Annotated in this window: 17 protein-coding genes and 1 pseudogene; 15 read left to right on the top strand and 3 right to left on the bottom strand. The window is 54.2% G+C overall.

Annotated features, from left to right (window positions below; genetic code table 11):
* The first annotated feature begins 530 nt into the window (after window positions 1-530).
* From WX88_RS30555 to WX88_RS32035, 9 genes are all read left to right on the top strand, one after another.
* Entirely contained in the window at window positions 531-689 is a 159-nt protein-coding gene (locus tag WX88_RS30555; protein ID WP_156176431.1) for a hypothetical protein, read from the top strand.
* Window positions 690-1089: 400 nt separating this feature from the next.
* Complete coding sequence (locus WX88_RS25335) at window positions 1090-2625, top strand: glyoxal oxidase (protein WP_082116304.1); 1536 nt, start codon at window positions 1090-1092, stop codon at window positions 2623-2625.
* A 24-nt stretch (window positions 2626-2649) separates the two neighbouring features.
* Complete coding sequence (locus WX88_RS29180) at window positions 2650-3378, top strand: SCO family protein (RefSeq protein ID WP_072053113.1); 729 nt, start codon at window positions 2650-2652, stop codon at window positions 3376-3378.
* Window positions 3379-3387: 9 nt separating this feature from the next.
* Entirely contained in the window at window positions 3388-4806 is a 1419-nt protein-coding gene (locus WX88_RS25325; RefSeq protein ID WP_046247224.1) for a T9SS type A sorting domain-containing protein, read from the top strand.
* Window positions 4807-5362: 556 nt separating this feature from the next.
* Window positions 5363-5599, top strand: coding sequence for a hypothetical protein (locus WX88_RS25320; RefSeq protein WP_046247223.1), 237 nt, complete (start codon window positions 5363-5365; stop codon window positions 5597-5599).
* Between the two features lie 101 nt (window positions 5600-5700).
* The gene (locus WX88_RS25315) at window positions 5701-6312 is read left to right on the top strand and encodes a DDE-type integrase/transposase/recombinase (protein ID WP_052733098.1); all 612 of its coding nucleotides are present in this window, start codon (window positions 5701-5703) and stop codon (window positions 6310-6312) included.
* Window positions 6313-6404: 92 nt separating this feature from the next.
* Window positions 6405-6542, top strand: a complete 138-nt coding sequence (locus WX88_RS32255; protein WP_156176434.1) for an IS3 family transposase — start codon at window positions 6405-6407, stop codon at window positions 6540-6542.
* Window positions 6543-7268: 726 nt separating this feature from the next.
* On the top strand, window positions 7269-8186 hold the full coding sequence (locus tag WX88_RS28345; protein WP_197076960.1) for a response regulator: 918 nt from the start codon (window positions 7269-7271) through the stop codon (window positions 8184-8186).
* Window positions 8187-8221: 35 nt separating this feature from the next.
* Window positions 8222-9127 (top strand): sigma 54-interacting transcriptional regulator, encoded by a 906-nt coding sequence (locus WX88_RS32035; RefSeq protein ID WP_052733096.1) that lies wholly within the window; start codon window positions 8222-8224, stop codon window positions 9125-9127.
* Here WX88_RS32035 and WX88_RS30545 read toward each other — a convergent pair.
* Window positions 9084-9362, bottom strand: a complete 279-nt coding sequence (locus tag WX88_RS30545) for a hypothetical protein (protein ID WP_156176429.1) — start codon at window positions 9360-9362, stop codon at window positions 9084-9086. The two genes, WX88_RS32035 and WX88_RS30545, sit on opposite strands and share 44 nt — an antisense overlap.
* 570 nt (window positions 9363-9932) lie before the next feature.
* Here WX88_RS30545 and WX88_RS25300 point away from each other — a divergent pair.
* The 6 genes from WX88_RS25300 to WX88_RS25270 all read left to right on the top strand — a co-directional run bounded on the left by WX88_RS25300 (window position 9933) and on the right by WX88_RS25270 (window position 16907).
* Window positions 9933-10997, top strand: a complete 1065-nt coding sequence (locus WX88_RS25300; protein WP_046247221.1) for a sensor histidine kinase — start codon at window positions 9933-9935, stop codon at window positions 10995-10997.
* Window positions 10994-11728 (top strand): LytR/AlgR family response regulator transcription factor, encoded by a 735-nt coding sequence (locus tag WX88_RS25295; RefSeq protein WP_046247220.1) that lies wholly within the window; start codon window positions 10994-10996, stop codon window positions 11726-11728. Before WX88_RS25300 ends, WX88_RS25295 begins: the two co-directional genes overlap by 4 nt.
* A 1047-nt stretch (window positions 11729-12775) precedes the next feature.
* Window positions 12776-13531 carry an OmpA family protein gene (locus WX88_RS25285; protein WP_231590792.1) on the top strand — a complete coding sequence of 252 codons (756 nt, stop codon included), beginning with the start codon at window positions 12776-12778 and terminating at the stop codon, window positions 13529-13531.
* 128 nt (window positions 13532-13659) lie between these two features.
* Window positions 13660-14331 carry a porin family protein gene (locus tag WX88_RS28335; RefSeq protein WP_197076958.1) on the top strand — a complete coding sequence of 224 codons (672 nt, stop codon included), beginning with the start codon at window positions 13660-13662 and terminating at the stop codon, window positions 14329-14331.
* Window positions 14332-14636: 305 nt separating this feature from the next.
* The gene (locus tag WX88_RS25275) at window positions 14637-15518 is read left to right on the top strand and encodes a hypothetical protein (RefSeq protein WP_197076957.1); all 882 of its coding nucleotides are present in this window, start codon (window positions 14637-14639) and stop codon (window positions 15516-15518) included.
* 348 nt (window positions 15519-15866) lie between these two features.
* On the top strand, window positions 15867-16907 hold the full coding sequence (locus tag WX88_RS25270) for a neutral zinc metallopeptidase (RefSeq protein ID WP_156176428.1): 1041 nt from the start codon (window positions 15867-15869) through the stop codon (window positions 16905-16907).
* Window positions 16908-17212: 305 nt separating this feature from the next.
* On the opposite strand, the pseudogene WX88_RS29715 reads toward WX88_RS25270, so the two are convergent.
* Both WX88_RS29715 and WX88_RS25255 read right to left on the bottom strand, forming a co-directional pair.
* A pseudogene (locus WX88_RS29715) lies at window positions 17213-17959 on the bottom strand (IS5 family transposase).
* Window positions 17960-18259: 300 nt separating this feature from the next.
* Window positions 18260-18835 carry a TraB/GumN family protein gene (locus tag WX88_RS25255; protein WP_072053112.1) on the bottom strand — a complete coding sequence of 192 codons (576 nt, stop codon included), beginning with the start codon at window positions 18833-18835 and terminating at the stop codon, window positions 18260-18262.
* Window positions 18836-18902 lie beyond the last annotated feature (67 nt).

Here is an 18902-nt window from a genome sequence, read left to right as displayed (position 1 = left end):
GACGACCTTTTCCATGACCCTAAATTAACTCAAACAGCTTCTAAGCGGTTGCTAAGGCGGTTTGTTCAGGAAAACCTCCGTGGCTGTTGCAGAACGCTGTTCCACTCTGTTAAAGAGCGCTTCAACAGGTCGAACCCTGGTAGAAAGACAATGCTAGGGGCCTTTTACACACCCGCGGCTGCTTGACTGCAGTGGTTAAACTCGAAATAGACGCCTTTTCCTGGCGTGAGCAAACAGGATTTTTGGGGGCAGTGAGAAAGAGCGAATAGTCCCGACCTTATCGGGGTTGTGTCCCTTAACATAATGCAAATTATAGCCAACACCCCGGAATCGTGCCGGGGTTGAGCTTCCGGCCCAGACACAACCCGTATGGTACTTTTCCAAGCGTTATGATTTAGTAATACCCTAATTCCTCCTACCCGTCTTCTTTTATTCTCACTTGCTCGTACTTTTGCCCGGCCGTATTGCGGTGCCTGCCTGCTGACGTTCCTGCTCACTAGCGCTGCTTCATTCCCCTTCCCTCACACTCCATGCACCCGCTCCTGAAAACAGCGTTGTCCTCGCTCGGCCTCTTGACGGCCACCTACTCCTCCCGCGAGCAAGACCTCGCTCCGGCGACACCCGTCGCGACGGCCACTAGCAGCAATCTTGCATCTTATTCCGCCGCCGGTAAGAAGGTGGTGCGCTAGGCGCATTACGGCCAAGGGCTGCAATAGCAGTACCTATCACCCGGCCCGGCCTGGCCGGTAGGCTCTATCCCAAGCACTACGCCCGCCCTTGTGCGTCGTTCCAGTGCAGGGCCTAGCGCGGTAGCCCAGTGCTCCCTCCGTGAGGGGCTACGATTAGCTTTCTAGGTATTGTCATCCTCCTATTTACGCTGAGAAAAAATTAGTGTAGTAAAATAATTATTTTACTACACGTCTCGCCCGTGCTCAGGTTATTTTAAAAGGTGTTTCCTGCTAACACTAGGAGCGGTCTATTCGTGTGATCGCTCTGAAAGGAAATGTATTTCTCTAATAATCAATTAAAATAGACTTCGCTTCCCGAAAGAAATAATACCATTTTCAACCAACCAACCAACCAACCACTATGCGAACAAGATTTTCATACGGCCTCTTATGGCTTTTCGTTTTGTGTACCTACCAACCGCTGCGAGCCCAAGTAAACGTAATAGGCAAGTGGTCTCCTGTACAAAACTGGTTTAATACCGACAACAAACCTATTGGGATTATTCATGCGGTCTTGTTGCCTAATGGTAAAGTAGTTGGCTGGACCCGCCGCGATGCGACCGGTGTAGGGAACGGCAAACAAATGATTCTATGGACTCCCCCGACGTTTCCCAACAACACTGGTACGTTCAGTGAGACCCCTACCCCCGCCGACGATTTGTTTTGTTCGGGGCATAGTTTGTTGGCGGATGGTCGCTTAGTCGCGCCCGGTGGGCACATCAAGGATTTGGTGGGGATAAAAACTACCAATATTTATGACTTTAGAACTAACGCCTGGGTCAAAATTCCGGCCCTGATGAACAAAGGAAGGTGGTATCCGACTACTACCACGCTGCCCAATGGCGATATACTGGTGCTGTCTGGAACCGATACCGGTGGTGGCGACTATAATGAGCTTCCTCAGGTATATTCCCCGACTACCAACCGCTATCGTGATCTTACTTCTGCCGTATTCAAGCAGCCATTTTATCCTTGGATGTTTGTTAGATCGGACGGAAAGGTGTTTTGTGCCGGCCCCAATTCGCGGTCCGTCACCTTGGACGTAAGTGGTACCGGTTCCTGGACGACAAAAGGAGTTTGGAGTCAAGGTAGTTACCGGGATTATGGTTCGGCGGTGATGTACGCTCCGGACAAAATATTAATTGTAGGTGGTGGTGGCGACTTTCCAGGTTCGACCGTACAGAAATCTGCGGAAGTTATCGATTTGGGGATCAATCCAACTGCCTGGAGATATACCAAAGAAAATGGGACTGGCGCACAAACCCAGCTATCCATACAACGTCGTCAACTCAATGCCACCATTCTAGCCGATGGCAAAGTGCTGATCACCGGTGGTACCAGCGGAGCCGGCTTCAATAACCAAGATACGCCTATACGATTAGCAGAAATGTGGGACCCGGCAACGGAAAAATTCACCCCAATGGCTTCGTTTTCGAATGCTGTTAAAAGGATATATCATTCGCTGGCCTTGTTGTTACCCGATGGAAGGGTGCTTTCTACTGGTGGAGGCTATTATAATGATGGTCCAAATTTACCTCAAAACTTCCCGAATGCAGAGATTTATTCACCTCCTTATCTTTTCAATGCGGATGGAAGCGACGCCATTCGCCCGGTGATCTCTTCCTTGTCTAAAACCAGTGTCGCCTACGGAGAAAGCTTCACTCTCACTACCCCCAATGCGGCAGCCGTTACCAAAGTGAGCTTCATCAGACTAGGAGCGGTAACCCACAGCTTTAACATGGAACAACGCTTTGTCCAGTTGAGCTATACTAAAAATGCGGGTTCCTTGACGGTAAAGATGAATGACAGCAGAAACATTTGCCCTCCTGGCTACTATATGATCTTTATTCTAAACGGCAAAGTGCCTTCGGTAGCTAAAATCATCAAAGTAGGATAAGTTGATTGTATTCCTGAAATCGAGATGTTGAAAACAACCAACCGGTACCGCAATCAATTGATTGCTTCTCGCAGCAGTGCGGGGCTTTGCGGCCTCCTGTTACTGCTCGCTTCGCCCATTTTTGGCCAGTCGACGCTGGCAAAGCCAACGGCATCGTGCTGTAAAAAGCCAGTAACTACCGCATCTGCCACTGCGCCAGCGAAAGCAAAGCCACCGGTAACCATTCCGGATGTAAGCCTTCTGAATCAGCACGGTAAAAAAGTGAACTTTTATAGCGATCTGGTAAAGGACAAAGTAGTGGTCATTAGCTTTATCTACACCTCTTGTGCGCTGATATGCGGCCCGCTAGGTGACTATTTAAGTCAGCTGCAGGCCCAACTCCACCAACAAGGTCGTAAGGACATACAGTTCATCTCTATTTCGCTGGATCCTGAATCGGATACTGCCGAGCAGTTAAAAGCTTGGGGAGAACAACACCACGTACGAGATGGCTGGGCTTTACTAACAGGTGACAAACCAAACGTAGATAGCGTGTTGCTCGCCTTAATCGGTCAGAAGGCAAGCACGGGAATGCATTCTCCGGCCATCATCGTCGGGAATGCCTCTAGAAACAGCTGGTCGCGGGTAAATGGTTTTGCGATAGCAGACGAAATCATCGAATACATTGATGAGGCCCAAACCGGCATACCCAGAAAGATCATCAGAGAGTCCTCGGAAGAATCCACCGTTTCAACAACAGCGAACCATCAGTAAATCAATGTTATGAAAAAACTTCTTGTAGTCTTATTCTTCGCTACCTCCTTGGGGCAGAATCTAGTGGGGCAAACCTTAACGGGCCTTGATTATGCTCAATTGTATACGGCCCACGATGTCTTCCTGCAAAAGGAAGCCACCTTTGTGGTAGGCGCTAAACAAGGGACCATCTCCCTGAGCAAATACACTCCCAAAGGCTTGGTATGGGAAACCAAACAAGCCGTCGGTGAGCAGGCACAAGCCTTAGCCGTGAGTGCCGATGCCAGTGGCAACAGCTATATTGCGGGCTATTTCAGTGGAACCCTTTCTTTTGGAGCGCAACGCCTAACCACGAGCGGCCAAAGTGACGTCTTTTTGGCCAAGTACGATCCGGCAGGCCACTTGCTTTGGGTAAAAGCATTGGGCGGTAGTGGGCAGGATATGGCCAGCGACATCGCGGTGGATGCCCAAGGAAATAGTTACTTGACTGGCTCTTTCGAGTCGGAGATCGTCGTCGGTAATACGACCCTGGTAAGCAATGGTAGCCAGGATATCTTTATTGCCAAATACAATGCGGCGGGTGTGGTAGAATGGATTAAAGCGACGGGTGGTACAGGTCGTGATCGCGGCCAAGGCATTACCCTTGACAAAGATGGTCAAGTAGTGGTAACGGGCAGCTTTGAGGCTTATGCGTTGTTTGATGCCATCCCATTAAGCCTGGTCGACAATCAAGGGCTTTTCCTGGCCAAGTATAACGGGGCCGGCGAAGTGCAATGGGCACAGCTGGCAGGTGGCATTGGGGCGGAAAGTCAAGCCGTTACGACCGACTCGAAAGGCGACATCTTGGTCACGGGCAGTTTTGTCAATACCGCTTCGTTTGGTCCATTCCACCTAACGGCGCAAGCAAGCAAAGACGTATTTATCACCAAGTACAGCCAAGCGGGTCAAGCACTTTGGGCCCAACAAGCAAGCGGAGAACTGTCGAGTAAAGCCATTTATACCGTGGGCACTCAGCTCTATGTATTGGGTTCCTTTATGGGGTCAGCTGCTTTTACCAACGTTGTTTTGAACCCTTTGCGTGGAGAATCCGCCAACATATTCCTGGCTAATTACTTACCAGAAGGAAAGTTAAATTGGGCAAAGCGATTACTAGATGCCCCGCTGGCGGGCAGTCCGCTAGCAGGCCGTGAAAAGTATTCCTTGATGGCTAGTCCTAATCCGGCAACGGTTGCGAGTACGATCCGCTTTAGTGTTAAAACCACGGAGCAAGTGACCTTAGAAATATACAACAGCAACGGACATAAAATAGCTAACTTATACAATGGAATTGCTCAGGCGGGCCAAGTAATCGAGGTGCCTCTGAATGCAACTCAGTTGAAAGAAGGCAATTATATCGTTAGGCTAACGACTCAACGCAACACCGAATTTATTAGGGTGATGCTTAATTGATTTAGTGCAAGGTATCACTTCTGTGGCCTCCATTTTATAAGTATACTTGTTTAACAATAAAAAGAGGTTGCCACTTTGTGACAATCTCTTTTTATTATTCAGTAAAACAGTGGAAGGGGTCCCACTAGAGATAAGAACAGAAGCTATCGATAAGACGATAGGCTCTATTTAATACAACCGCTTGGTGAACTGTAGCCCATCCGCCGAAAGTGCTAATCCTGGTTAGGCCCTTTGCTCATTCAAAAAGAACGTCGAGCAGCAGCAAGTAGGATAACTAGGATTATGTTAAGGAAACATTCCGCAAAAGAGACCAGCCAGCGGCCCGCTTCGCGTTTCCTTCCAATAAGAAAGGCCCCGATATATGCAAGCCCCAGCCCATTATTTTCCCTTGTAAGTACTAATAATTGCAAGGGGGGCGCGGCCGGCCTGTTCTGTCTGTTATCTACAGAGAATAGTGGCTACCGACGACGCGTGAGAATGGAGTTTACGAAACTCATCTATCTGGTGAGGTGGTCTAGACAAGGCGGACAGCAGAAGGACGTATATTTTTTCTGTGATGACAGCAAAAAAGAGCGGGGCGTCGCCCGACAAACGGCGTAAGTACGACGAGGCGTTTAAGACCGAGGCCATGCGCCTGGCCAGCGAGAGCCGCAGCACAAAGGCCGCTGCGCGGCAACTGCCCACTTCAGCCCCAAGCTGCTTTACCGCTGGCAGCAAGCCCAGTTCGTGGCTGAAGTGGGCAGTGAAGAAGTGGCGCGCGACCCGGAAGTGCGCGCGCTACGCGCCCGTCTGAAACGAGCCGAGCAGGAACTCGATATTTTAAAAAAAGCCTTGGTCAGCGCCTGCTTGATGCACAGGCTCGGCCAGCCGACCCGGTGAGCACTTATCAGCACATTGCCCAACGCCAGGACCAAGTGCCCGTGCGCCAGCTTTGCCACGTGCTGCACGTGGCCCCAGCCGCGTATTACGCCTGGCAGCGCCACCGGCGGCAGCACCTGGCAAGTAGCGGCGCGCGAGTCCTTTGCCTACCACAGCCAGCGCTATGGCACGCGGCGACTGCGGGCCGAAGTGCAGGCCCAAGGCCATACGGTGGGCCGCTGGCGCATCCGCCGCGTGCTCCACGCCCACGGCCTGCGTGCCCAACAGCCGCGCTCGTTCGTGCCGCGCACCACCGATTCGGACCCGACCGTGCGCGCCGCGCCCAACCGCTTGTTGGGCCAACCGGGCCCTACCGCACCCAACCAAGTCTGGGTGGACGACATCACCTACCTGCCCCGTCAGGGCGGCGGCTGGCTGTACCTGGCCGTGTGGCTCGACCGCTGCTCGCGCAAAATTGTGGGCTGGGACGTGCGCGACACCATGCCCGAGGACCTGGTCAGCGAGGCGCTACGCCGAGCCTTGGCCGTACGCCGGCCTGGGTCGTGGTACACTCCGACCAAGGCAGCCAGTACACGGCCACGCGTTTTAAAGATATACTTGCCCGCAACGGCGCCGTGCAGAGCATGAGCCGGCGCGGCAACTGCTACGATAATGCCCATGCCGAATCGTTCTGGAGCCGCTTCAAAGCCTAATTACTCGACGGCGGCAGCTTCCCGGGCCTGACCGAAGCCAAGCTTGAAATCAGTCACCACATCGCCTATTACAACGCCGAACGACGTCATTCCGCCCTCGGTTACCTCGCCCCCAACCACTTCGAATCCCAACTCAAAACCACGTCCCAACTGTGTTCGGCTTAGCTAACCCACCTCAGCAACCGGTGGTGCAGTTTCCAGAAGCCCAACGTGCTGCCGCGGCGGCACCAAAGCCCGCTGCCCGGTTAAGGTCCGCACCTGCTGCACCGGCTCGTCGTCGCATCCCCGCGTCACCGACTGGTAGCTACCACGGGAGAGCTCCTCCAGCGCACACGCCCGCCGCTGGCTCCAGTCCTTACTCAATAAGCCCTGCGCTGCCTGGCGCCGCGCCGCAGCGCTGGCTACTTTTTTCGCAATAGCTCCTTAATAGCCTGGTTCTCCAAGCTTAGGTCCGCGAACATCTGTTTGAGGTGCTTATTCTCGTCTTCCAGGTACTTAGGCCAGATCAGTTCGGCAACGCCCGCCCCGGCGTACTTGCTCTTCCACGCCTAAAACCAGGTGTCGGCGTTGAACGCTTCGACCACCAAGGGCTCGTGTTGAATTAACCACTTCATCGCAAAGCAAAGGCTAGCTAGAGAATCACACTGCTTTGCTGGTATTCCAATAGGGTGCCACGGAGGCACACGCAAGCGCAACACAAGCTCATGCAGAGTATAGTATTGTTATTTAGCGGATTAAATCGTCCCTTATTTGGCATCTGCTCTAGCTAGGCCCCACGTTATAATGGAGACTCCAACATAACGAAGGTAGTTTTGTAGGCCCTACACAACCTCTTTCTCTCTTGGTATGCTCATGGTCCCACGCCCCACGGGAGTCTAGGTATTGGCCACTGTGCTTATTGCGGAAGATAAGTTTCTAATTGCCAAAGATTTACCCCGTATTCTAACCAAAGCAGGCTATCAAGTGCTGGGCTTGGCTGAGTCAGCCGCCGAGGCACGCGAACTGGTGGTGCAGCAGCCTCCGGCCATCGTGCGGCTGAATATCCTCCTAAAAGGCAAAGAAACTGGCGTTAATCTAGCTGCTTGGCTGGGCGAACAGCGCATTCTCTTTGTCTTTTTGTCGGCTAACCTCACCGACAGCCTACTGGAGTCTGCTAAGGTGACCCAGCCTTTTGGCTTTCTAACCAAGGCCTTCCGCGAAAAAGACGTACTGACAATGCTGGAAATAGCCCAGTACCGCCACGCGCATAGTGAGGAGGCTAGTCTGCAGCAGCAGCGCGACATTCAAATGGCGGTTAATAATGTCATTGTCAACATACATGACCGCGACGAGCTTTGTCTGGCCATAGCCGCGCAGATTGATACGCTCGTGCCTTTCTCGTTGCTTAACCTGTGCATTGGCCTGCCCGGAGTACAATCATTTTACTGGGTGATGCTGTGCAAGTCCGAGCTCGGCAATTTTGAACGCGTTCAGCTACCCGGCCTGTTGGGCCGCGATTCGCCCACTGAACTGCTGGCTAAGCTCACGCAGGGGGCACCTGACCAGCTAGGCGAGCAGGCGGGCGTATTTGCGGGGAACGACTTTGTGGAGCTGCGCCGGCAATATCCCACAGCGCAGGCCAGCCACAAGGCCTTTGGGGTGCAGGCAATGGCCCTGTTTCCAGTGCTGCTCAAACAGTATTCTTCCACCAGCCTCCAGGTAGCGCGCACAGCGGCTGAGGGGTTCACGACGGTCGAGTACGAAGCCATTAGCTTAATTGTTCCGCAGATTCTCTTGCGCTCGACAACTTACTGGTTTGCGAGGAGATAGAGGCCCGGCGCCGCCTGAAAACTGCCGAGTTGACGATGGTCAGCACATTTCGCAACGGGCGCGACCTGACCGACATCACCCCGGCGGTGGCTTCGGCCATTAACAAACTGCTGCCCCTCGATTTGCTGACGCTCTATCAAGCGGGTCGGGTGCTCGGCACCACCCAGGACAGCACCAGCGTGTATCGGGAGGGTGATGCCTTCCTGCCATTCAGCACAGAAGACATGGTGGACCTCTCAGACCCCACGGTGCGCGAGGAATGGCAGGCAGCTCTGACTGAAATAGAGATCCGCATGCAAGAGCCGTCTTTGAACGTTGGCGAAGTAAGCCGCAGTGCCTTGGCTGGCAACTTTGTAGCCCGGCACTTCGGCAATTGGATGGGGGGCTTGCAATCGTCTATGTACGTGCTGATAACCATCAATAATCGGCCGTGGGCGGCTTTGGTTATCGCCAGCAAGACTGCCTATGCCTACGTGGAAAAGGATTTGCGCCTACTGCAAGACCTGAGTCGTTTGCTGGGCTTGGCTCTAGAAAATCTGCTGGATTTTGAGCGTATCAAGTCTTTGAGCGAGCAGCTGGAGCAAGACGAGCAGCTGGAGCAAGAGAAGGTTTATCTGAGCGAGGAATTAAAAACCACCTACAACTTCGCTGAAATAATCGGCACGGGACCTGCCATGCAGAAGCTCTTCAAGAGCATTGCCCTGGTTGCTCCCACCGACTATACCGTCCTGATAACGGGTGAAACCGGAGCCGGCAAGGAGCTGGTGGCCCGCGCCTTGCACAACGTGTCTAAGCGCACCAACCGCACGATGATAAAGGTAAATTGTGCGGCCTTGCCGCCGCAGCTGATCGAGTCGGAGCTATTCTGGTACGAAAAGGGCAGCTTCACGGGGGCATTCAACAAGCGCGTGGGCAAGTTCGAGCTGACCCACGCTGGCTGATGTCGCTGGTACTGGGCACGCGCTGCACGGCTTCGCTCAGGCGCCCCAGCTGCTCGTAGGCCGCTTCTACCTGCGCCGAAGCCCTGCCACTGCCACTGCCACCGTCCGCCGATGCGGGCGCGGCAGGCAGCGTCTGGGCGCTGGCGTGGGCGGTCAGTAGCAACAGCAGCAGATACGGTGTAATGCCCCGAGAAAGTAAATGGAGGGCCCAACGGGCCGGGCTAGGCAAGTGCATAGGGGTGCGGTGTGGGGATAGCAAGAGAGCGAAGCACGTCGTCAGCCGGGGCATCACTGGGCCCGTGTTTCTTAGGCGCCGGAACGCTAGAGGTCGACCGTGCACTCGACGATGCCTGCTGGCCACGGAGGTAGTGCCTGAGGCAGAGGTTCTGCAAACCAGGCGATTTCGAAGAGCTCTTACGGCTTGGTGGCAGCAAATGTAGAGGCCATGTCCCCCGGCCGAATCCTAAACCATACCAACCCGGATTTCTACTATACAAAGCCCTTAAAAGCATGGCGCGCAATTCGCAAAAGCGTCGGAATTTTGCAGCGAATTGTGGCTTGCCTAGTGGGCAGCAGCAGTGCCCCATGGCAACTTTTAATAAGTAGCAGCCGGCTAACCTACTCCAACTCCGGGGGCGTGCTTCGCTTCGCCGCCCGGAACCAGCCAGCGGCCTTGCCTAGTAGCCTTGCTCCACTGGCCGCATAGACGGCAACGTTCGTCCGTGGTTCTTCTCCCCAAGACCGCCCTGCCCAGTCCTCCCAGAATTAGCTGGCCAGAAGTTCTCCATCACTCAGCCCCGTAACCATGAAAGTATTTGCAACTCCACCAGACAACCTCCGCCAGGACGACCTCGTCCTGCGGTTTCTGACGAGTAAGAAAGCTCGGGTTCCGCGGCACGTGGTTGGTTTGTTCTTGGTGTTTATCATACCGTTTGCCACCGCGCAAAAGAACCTATTCGCTGGCAACTACGACTACTTACACTACGGATTGGAGACGGTATTCTTCGCGTCCCTTTTGTACGTCAATATGTACGTGCTACTTCCCAAGTTTTTTTATAGAGGGCGTTATACGTGGTACCTGATTCTGCTACCCGCAACCATTTGGCTGATATTTTTTCTGACCCAACCCTTCCAAATGCTCTTTCTTGAGCCGCACCGGCTTGTTCCAAAGCAGGATTACAACCCCCTAGTCGTCACCATCGCCATCGTTCCATTCCTGCTGCTTTCAACGGCTCTGAAGCTGTCGCAGCGCTGGGTGGCCGATGCCAACCGCATAAATGAACTAGAATGCACTGCTTTGCAAATTGAGCTGAAGGCCCTGCGCAATCAAATAAACCCGCACTTTCTGTTCAACATGCTGAACAGTATCTATGTACTGATTCGAAAAGACGCCGACCTGGCCTCGCACCTGACCCTTAAGCTTTCTGATTTTTTACGTTACCTGCTCTACGAAGGCAACCAGGCCACGGTGTTTCTCTCGGCCGAGCTGAAGTTCATCACGGACTTGCTAGAACTGGAAAAAATGCGGCGGGACGCCTTTGAATTTACCTTGGACTACAGCAAAGCGGCCGTCAAAGGCATCAAAATTCCGTCCCATGTGCTGATTACTCTGGTCGAAAACGCCGTCAAGCACAGCCAGGACGCCACCGGGGCTTCTTACGTTAGGATTTCCATCGAGCTGGAAGACGCCACGCTTCGCTTTATTTGCTCCAACACGATGCCCGCGGTATCGCCGCGCCAATCGCAGCCCGGTGGGGTGGGACTCGTCAACCTGACCCGGCGCTTGGAGTTGCTTTACCAGCAAAGCGCTTTGCTCACCAGCAGCACCTCCCACAACCTGTACGTTGTCGAACTGACCCTGCCCATATGAACTGCATCATTGTTGACGACGAGCCGCTGGCCCGCGAAGGAATCAAAGACCTGATAGCCGCGCGCAATTCATTGGTGCTGCTTCGGTCCTTCAGCAGTTCGCTAGGCGTCCTGGATTACGTAACCACTCATCCGGTGGAGCTGGCGTTTCTGGACATCGAAATGCCTGGCGGCAATGGCTTGGAGCTGGCAAAGCTACTGCCCGATAGTATCCTCATTGTCTTCACCACCGCCTACGCGGAGTTTGCGCTGCAGAGTTACGAGGTTGAGGCGATTGACTACCTGGTAAAACCGGTCTCAGCCCCGCGCTTTGCCAAGGCCGTTGATAAGGCCGAACAGCACCGGAGGTTGCTGGCCGCTTTTGAGCACTCCGTCGATAGCGTGACCGACAGCTTCATTGACATTATGTCGGAACGGCGCCACTACAAGATTCCCTTTAGAAACATCCTTTCCATCGAAGGAATTAAGGATTTCGTGGTGGTGCATACGGAGCAAGAGAACTACGTGACGTGGATGAACCTGAAAACGATGCACGCCAAGCTCCCCCAGCAGTGCTTCGTACGGGTCAGCAAGCGCTTTGTGGTCAACCACGAGGCCGTCGTGTCCTACGACAGCACGACCGTGTACCTGAAAAACCAGGAAATAGCGCTGGGAAAAGCCTACCAGCAAGAATTTTACGAGAGTGCCCAGCAATTCAGCCGGTTAGGCCCCAGCATCTGGGCTGGCGAGTAGCCGACCCAGCCAGCGGCGCGTTCACCAGCCGTAAATGAGCCGGTGCGGAGAGTTTTTACACCCGCTAACTGCGGTTTGTATGGTCAGGGTGCGGCTTGGTATAGAAACCGGGCAATGTATAAAAACGAGGATTTAGCTTTGTATCAAATCCTACTGAAAGCCACGCCATGAAAACGTTTTACCTCGCGCTGCTGCTCACTGGACTTTGCCGACTGGCCTACGTTGCAACTCGTCTTGTTTCGCTACGAAAGGCCCCATGTGAAACTAACGAAATGCAATACTAACGACCAGCTGAGTCCCAAGCTAGTGTTTACGGTGTCAAGTGTCAACAAGGCCTCCGTGCAATCCGAGCAGGTAGTCGTGAAAACCGATAAAGACAAGATCGTCACCGAGCAGGAACCAGGCATCTCGCCTGCGATGTGCCGAGCATAACCTGACGCCTGGGCACTAACGGCACGAAGACGAAGCGTAAAGCCTCGCTCCGCTATCCAGCGGCTATGCCCCTAACCAAAATCTCAACATGTAGCTCGAATTTGTTTTTTCGGCCAAACGCCGAAACGATAAAGCATCCGCATAACGGATAAAATCAACAACCGAAAAGTGGTCGACACGGAAAAATCAGCCCTAAAAGCAGGTCTTTGAACTTCCACGAAGATAACCTACAACTTCACGGCCACCTGAAAACAGGCCTGTTCAGGTTGCCATTGAACTTTACGGTGACCAAATAGTCTCACCGGAAATCGGCATAGTGCGCTTCCAAGCCTACGCGAAGAGGAAGCCTACTACCCCTACCGAACAACCGCACTGCGGAAATAGGGTGCCGGATGCGACTCCGCCGTTGCGCACAAGCGGACTGACCAAAAACCGCCTGCCTTGCCGACGGGCAGGCTTCACGGCTTAAGACCGGACCCTTCGGTACGCCTTGCTAAGGCGTGAAGGAGTTCGTTTGCCTAGCCAAATCGGCCCCTGCTTCTCGAAAGAGTCTCCCGCCATTGCCGGCGCAAGGGGGCAGCACATCCATTCTTTCCTCAATCATTTTTTAACCCCGTGAACACGCGCATTCTCTTTTCTCACGCACCAGTAACGGTGCTGCTGGCCTTGATCTTATTTCTCAGTGCCTGTGCCAACACCGCGCCCGTGCCTGCTGCTGCCCCACTGCCCTCGGAAAACGGCACGGGCCAGCGCGACACGGGCCTGCAGGAAGGCACCAAGGGCGACCTGATCGGCGCCAATGGCGAAGCCGCGGCGGGAGCCTTGCCGGGCTGGCCCGTCGGCGGGAAAAATGGTACGGCCATTGGGGCCATCATCGAGGCGGCCGCCGGCGGCGCCACTGGGGCGGTTATCGGGCGCAAAATGGACCAGCAGGCCGCCGAGCTGCAACGCGACATGGCCAACGCCCGGGTGGAGCGGGTGGGTGAGGGCATTAAAATCACCTTGGACGCGGGCATCCTGTTCAATACCAACAAAGCCGTAATCCGGGCCGAGGCCCTTACCGACCTGGACAAGCTCGTTGCCGTGCTGCAGAAACACCCTGACACCAACGTGCTGGTAGAAGGCCATACCGACAATGCGGGATCGGACGCCCTCAACCAGCCGCTGAGCGAGCGCCGGGCCCAGTCGGTGGCCAACGTCATCACTGCGCGGGGCGTGGCCGCTGGGCGCATCCGCGCCGACGGCTACGGCTCGTCGCAACCCGTGGCTGACAACACCACGGAAGCGGGCCGGCAGGCTAACCGGCGCGTGGAAATAGCCATTTACGCCAACGAAAAAATGAAAAAGGCGGCTGATACAAGCGTGCTCTAGTTCGGTCCCCCTTCCCAATGACCCTTCTCAGCCGGTGCCACAAGCTTTATGCCTACTGGCAACTATTCACCCAATTTTTCCACAACCACTTTTCATCACAACCACCATTCAATCAAATCATTAAAACCATGTTTAAAAACGCAATTTCGCAAGCCGGTACAAAGCGTGCAGCCTTGCTGTTATTTGGCCTCCTTTTTTTGGGGCTCAACGCCCAGGCGCAACTCGGCATCAAAGCCGGGGTTAATAAAGCCGTGCTGCGCGGGAAGGTAGGCGGCGGGGCCGACTACCAAACGTCCTACCACGCCGGCATCTTCTACGAGGCTAAAATCCTCGGCCCGATTTCGGTGCAGCCCGAATTGCTCTATTCGTTGCAGGGCGCCCAGGCGCGCAGCCTCATCCGCGACCGCAACCTGGAGAAGTTTGACACCAAGCTGCATTACCTCACTTTGCCAGTAATGGTAAAGGCCACTTTTGGTCCGGTGTTCGTGGAAGCCGGACCGCAGTTCAGCTACCTCGTGTCGTCGAGCGACAAAGGGCGTTTGCAAATTGATCCGACCAGTTCGGGGCCCGGGGAGTATCTTAATTTCAAGCGCCGCAACAGCGACGACTACAAGAAAAGCGACCGGGGCGTGGCCCTGGGAGCGGGCGTCAAGCTGCCGCTGGGCTTTGCCATCGGTGGGCGCTTCACCACCAGCCTCAGCGATATTGGCGACTACCGCAGCCTGAGCAACGTGAACAGCTCGAAGTTGAAAAACCGGGTGTTCCAGGCATACGCGAGCTTCCAGCTCGGCAGCAAGTAAACCAACCGGTGAGCCGCGCGGGAGCAACCCGGTAGCCGGACGGCTGCTGAGTTGCTCCTAAGCTCAGGGTTTCAAGCAAGTGCTTGATCACTCAAAAAACCATCATTTAGCGACGACTAGCAACGCTTCATTTACTGGTCCTGCGGCCGTACGTGCCGCCGTAACCGGTAAAAGTGGAACAAACCAACGATGCTGGCCCGGGCTTTACGGCCACCCCAACGGCAGGCGAGCAAGCCGGAGGAGATGCTTCGTGCAAGCCTGCTCGCTTACAAAATCAATGCTCATTTTAAACACTCATCTAAGTCATGAAACGTAATTGCAATCCATCAGTCATGTTGCTGATGTTACTACTCTTTATCGGGATTCAAACCACTGGTTTTGCGCAGAGCAAAGCTGATGCGGTCATCATGCTAAATGGAACCAAAAAAGAAGGCAAAGTCATTGCCATTCTGGCAAATACCGTCAAATTCAAGCATGCCGGGGAGAATCTCGAGTACGAGCTGAAAAGAGACGAAATCAGTAGAATTCAATTTGCTTCCGGCCGCGTTGAAACGATCAATGAGGCCCCAGCAACCGCAGCATCCCCATCCTCACCGGTTTCCCGGTCCACGTCAAACCCGGCAGATCGCAAAAACAAAATAGCGGTATTGCCTTTTCAGTTTGTTTCCAATGAACTGGGCTTTCAACCAGGCCCCATGAGCAAGCAGTTGCAAGCTGATTGTGCCAAATCCTTAATTAAAAATACGTCCAACGTCATCGTGCAGGATCCGCTGACCACGAACAGGCTGTTGGCAAAAGGCAACATTGACCTGAACAACGCCGCCGACGTCGACCCCGAAGCGCTGGCGGTCGTGCTCGGCGTGGAATATGTTGTATTTGGTTCGGTGAACGTGCTGAACGAGGGCTCCCTCAGTTCCGGGGGGGCTGTAACTACCTACAAGGATAAAGAAAAACAAAAACGGGACAAAAATAACCGCGATACCAAAGCATCTGGCACGGTCGTAACGGGTAATAGTGCCGTCACCACTACCAACTACGACACCAAAGTGGAGTTAACTATTTATACGGATCAGGGAAGCACCTATTATTCCAAATCCAAAAACGCGTTTGGTAGCGGAGCGGATTCGTATTCAAGTTCGTTGAATTACCTGATTAAGCGTACCCCCTTCGGTACGAAGAGCCGGTAATTCGGCCAATTAAACAAGTTGACGCCGGCATCGCGGCTACTCGCTTACGCGAGCCGGCACAACTTCGTGGGAGCCTTGGGCAACACCTGCTGCTGGTTGATGCTAGCTTAAAGCCTTCCGGTGGAACTGCGACTAGCCAATTGGCGAGCTGCTTGGCGGCGTCGACGCCAATTTGCTAGCGCCGTCGCAGTGCTGCTACCCCCGCCTTGCCCTGCTACCCTCCTCCAACTCGCCTCAGCTGGCACGTTGTCATAGCAACTGCCGCGCCGGATCATGCTTTGTCGTGCACTGTTAATCCGACACCCCGGTACGGCCCCCACTTGCTCTTTTCATTCGCATAAAAAAATCATGGATAACCTCAAATTATTTACAGCAGTTGCCGCTTTTTCTTCAACCTTGTTTTTTGGTTGTAAGGAAGAAATTGATAGTCCGCCTAGTAGTCCGATTAACCCGAATTCAACCGAAGTGGAGCCATCCACCTGCGTTGATCCACCTATACGTTTATTTCTTCTTGATCAATATAAAAGTTGGGGTAAAGAGGCAACTTTCACTGCAGTTGATACAAAGTTAATAATGGATCAATTAGCCCTTGGCCATGCAGTTTTTTACGAAACCAGCGCTACCAACCAATTTTTTGGTTTTAAGGGGGAATATAGCAATCTGGTAAATAAAGAGTTTACCAGTTTAAAGCGTTTTTGGGATATTAAGTCAGACAACATCGATATGGTGGCGGCGCATGGTTCTATGCTGCAAGACCGGAATAAAGTTTTTAAAACGTACAAAGCCTATGGGCTTAATGATAGACAGGCCAATGACAAGGCTGACTCAGTAGCTACTTTCCTTAAAACCTATCCGCAGTATCTTAACGGTGACCATTCTGCTTTCACTTATAATCAGTATGCCACCCCGGATTCAATCTATCCTGAGGCTGGTCGGGTTACACGTAAAATTATTATTGGTGATGGCATCTTGCAGGGTTATGCCGCTCTTGGTTATGGAGATATTGCTGCGCAAGCAATTCTGGCCCATGAGTTTGGGCATCAGATTCAACTTAGTTTGGGTATACTAAAAAATGGGATGATACCAACCCCAAAAACTGCTCGCCGCGTCGAGTTAATGGCCGATGCGTACGCCGCGTACTACTTATCGCACGCCCGGGGAGCGGCTCTGCAGAGGCAGAGCATGCAACAAGTCTTGGAGGTATTTTTTAATGTTGGTGATTGCCGTTTTGCAGCACCTTCGCACCACGGTACCCCCACCCAAAACAAGGCAGCCGCCGAGTGGGGGTACAAACTAGCGAACGATGCACACAAACAAGGTCATATTTTACCTAGTAGAGAATTCGCGCGTCTGTTTGATGCAGCGTTGCAAAATATTCTTAGAAACTGAATCTGGCGCGGGATTACCAGCTGAAAATGGGTTGATGAAGGGGGCCAAGAAGGTATTCATCCGCTACCTAACCCCCCTTCATCAACTCATAATTTAGGATCCCAATGAAGGAGTTGCGCGCGGCGGCCGAAGAGATGTTGACGCAGCGGCCGCCGTCATGCAGCAATTGGCTACAATGGCCGAAAACAAGGGGGTGCGGAATTTTGTCGGCTTGCAAGCACTTTCCCTGCCCGAAACTAAGTACCTGAAGAAGGTAATAGCCGACTGACTGATTGCTGAAGTGCTTTCCTAGGGTGTGCGGACAATTAGCGCAGCCAAAGTAAGGCGCAGACGAAATGCACAAAACCGAGAAAGCTGCTGGCGGTTTTATCGTAGCGCGTGGCCAGGCGGCGAAACTGCTTGAGGCGGTTGAAAAAGCGCTCGACCTTGTTGCGGTCCCGGTACAGATTCCGGTCGATGGCGCGTTCGACGCGGCGGTTCTGCTTGCTGGGAATCACGACCTGTGCGCCCAGGCCTTGCACGCCGGCCAGCACGCGGTCTGTGTCGTAGCCTTTGTCGGCCAGCACGTGGCCGGTACCCGTGACGGCCACCAACAGGTCGGCGGCGCGTTGGCAATCGGCTTGCTGACCCGAGCCGCAAGCGCAACGGGTTGCCCAACGCGTCGACCACCGCGTGAATTTTCGTCGTCAGCCCGCCGCGGCTGCGGCCGAGAACTTCGTCGCCGACGCGGCTTTTTTTCGGCTGCCCGCCGCTTGGGCGTGGGCCCGCACGAGGGTCGAATCGAGCATGACCCAGTCCAAATCGGGCTCCTGCACGGCCTCGAACAGGCGTTGCCAAACGCCTTTTTGCGCCCAGCGCCGGCTGCGCTTGCGCAGCGTATCGTGCCGGCCGAAGCGCGCGGGCAGCGCCCGCCAGGCACAGCCGTGGCGGGCTACCCAAAACACGGCGTTGAGAAAGAGCCGGTTATCAGCCCCTGTTCGGCCCACGTCCCCGGCTTTCCCCGATAGATGCGGTGCCAAAGCCGCCCACGCACGGTCACTAATTTCATCCACATTGCGCACGGCACAAAGCGAATTGTCCGTACAACCTAGGGCATCATCGGTTCCGGCGGTACCGGAACTGAAGTCAGGGATGAAAAGTATCAGTACATGTTAGACCCCGCCAATAGCGCTACGACGCTAAGTATTCCCGTGGGCCACACACTGGCGGCTTATGCGAGGCCGAAAGGTATGGTCTGGCGGAGCGCATGCGGAGCAGACGAATAAATAGACGACGTGAAAAGTAATGCTCCTTTTGCTCTTCGGATCGTTTCCCTGAACTGAAGCAAAGGATAGATAGTATCTCACGCAGGCTTAAAAGGCATCGGCTAAGACGGCGGGGCGGTTAGCAAAGTCCGTGGAGGCGCCCCAACAAATGATTTTCTCGGTGGGGTGCTGGCGGGCGTAGAACAGCAGGTGCTCGGCCATTTGTACGTCGCGGGAATTACTGTCTTCGACACGGAAGGTTTCGGCCGTTCTGGCACTTGGGTCCTGTTCCCGGTACTGCCGCCCCTGTTCGAACAGCCCGGCCAGGCATTGCACCCAGAACGCGGCTTCGGCCCGGCGCTTGGGTTCTTCGCGGGCAATGGCTTGCAGCTTTTGGGTGACGAGGCGGCTGGCGACGGCGTACTCGGGGTAGGAAACGCTGGGCGACCAGAGGAAGCTCTCGCCCATGAAGAAAATGCCGGCTTCCAAAAGCGCATATACGTCCTCGTGCTGGTACGCGGGGCCCACAAACTGTTGCAACTCGTCTACTAGGTCGTCGGTATAGTCGCCGCCGCTCAGTTGCGGGTCGAACCCAGCCACGCGCATCTTGCCAGTCGCCAGGAAGTCCAGCGTGGGCTGAAACTCGCGGGTGTCAGTCCACACGCCGAAAGTGCCTCGCTTCAAGGCGTACCGGGCGTCCTTGCCACGTCACGCCGGCCACCGCACAGGACCGGGCGCAGGCAGGACCGGG

It is taken from the genome of Hymenobacter terrenus, from assembly GCF_000972495.1.
GTDB classification, from domain to species: Bacteria; Bacteroidota; Bacteroidia; order Cytophagales; family Hymenobacteraceae; genus Hymenobacter; species Hymenobacter terrenus.
This window is presented reverse-complemented; position numbering and strand designations above follow the sequence as displayed.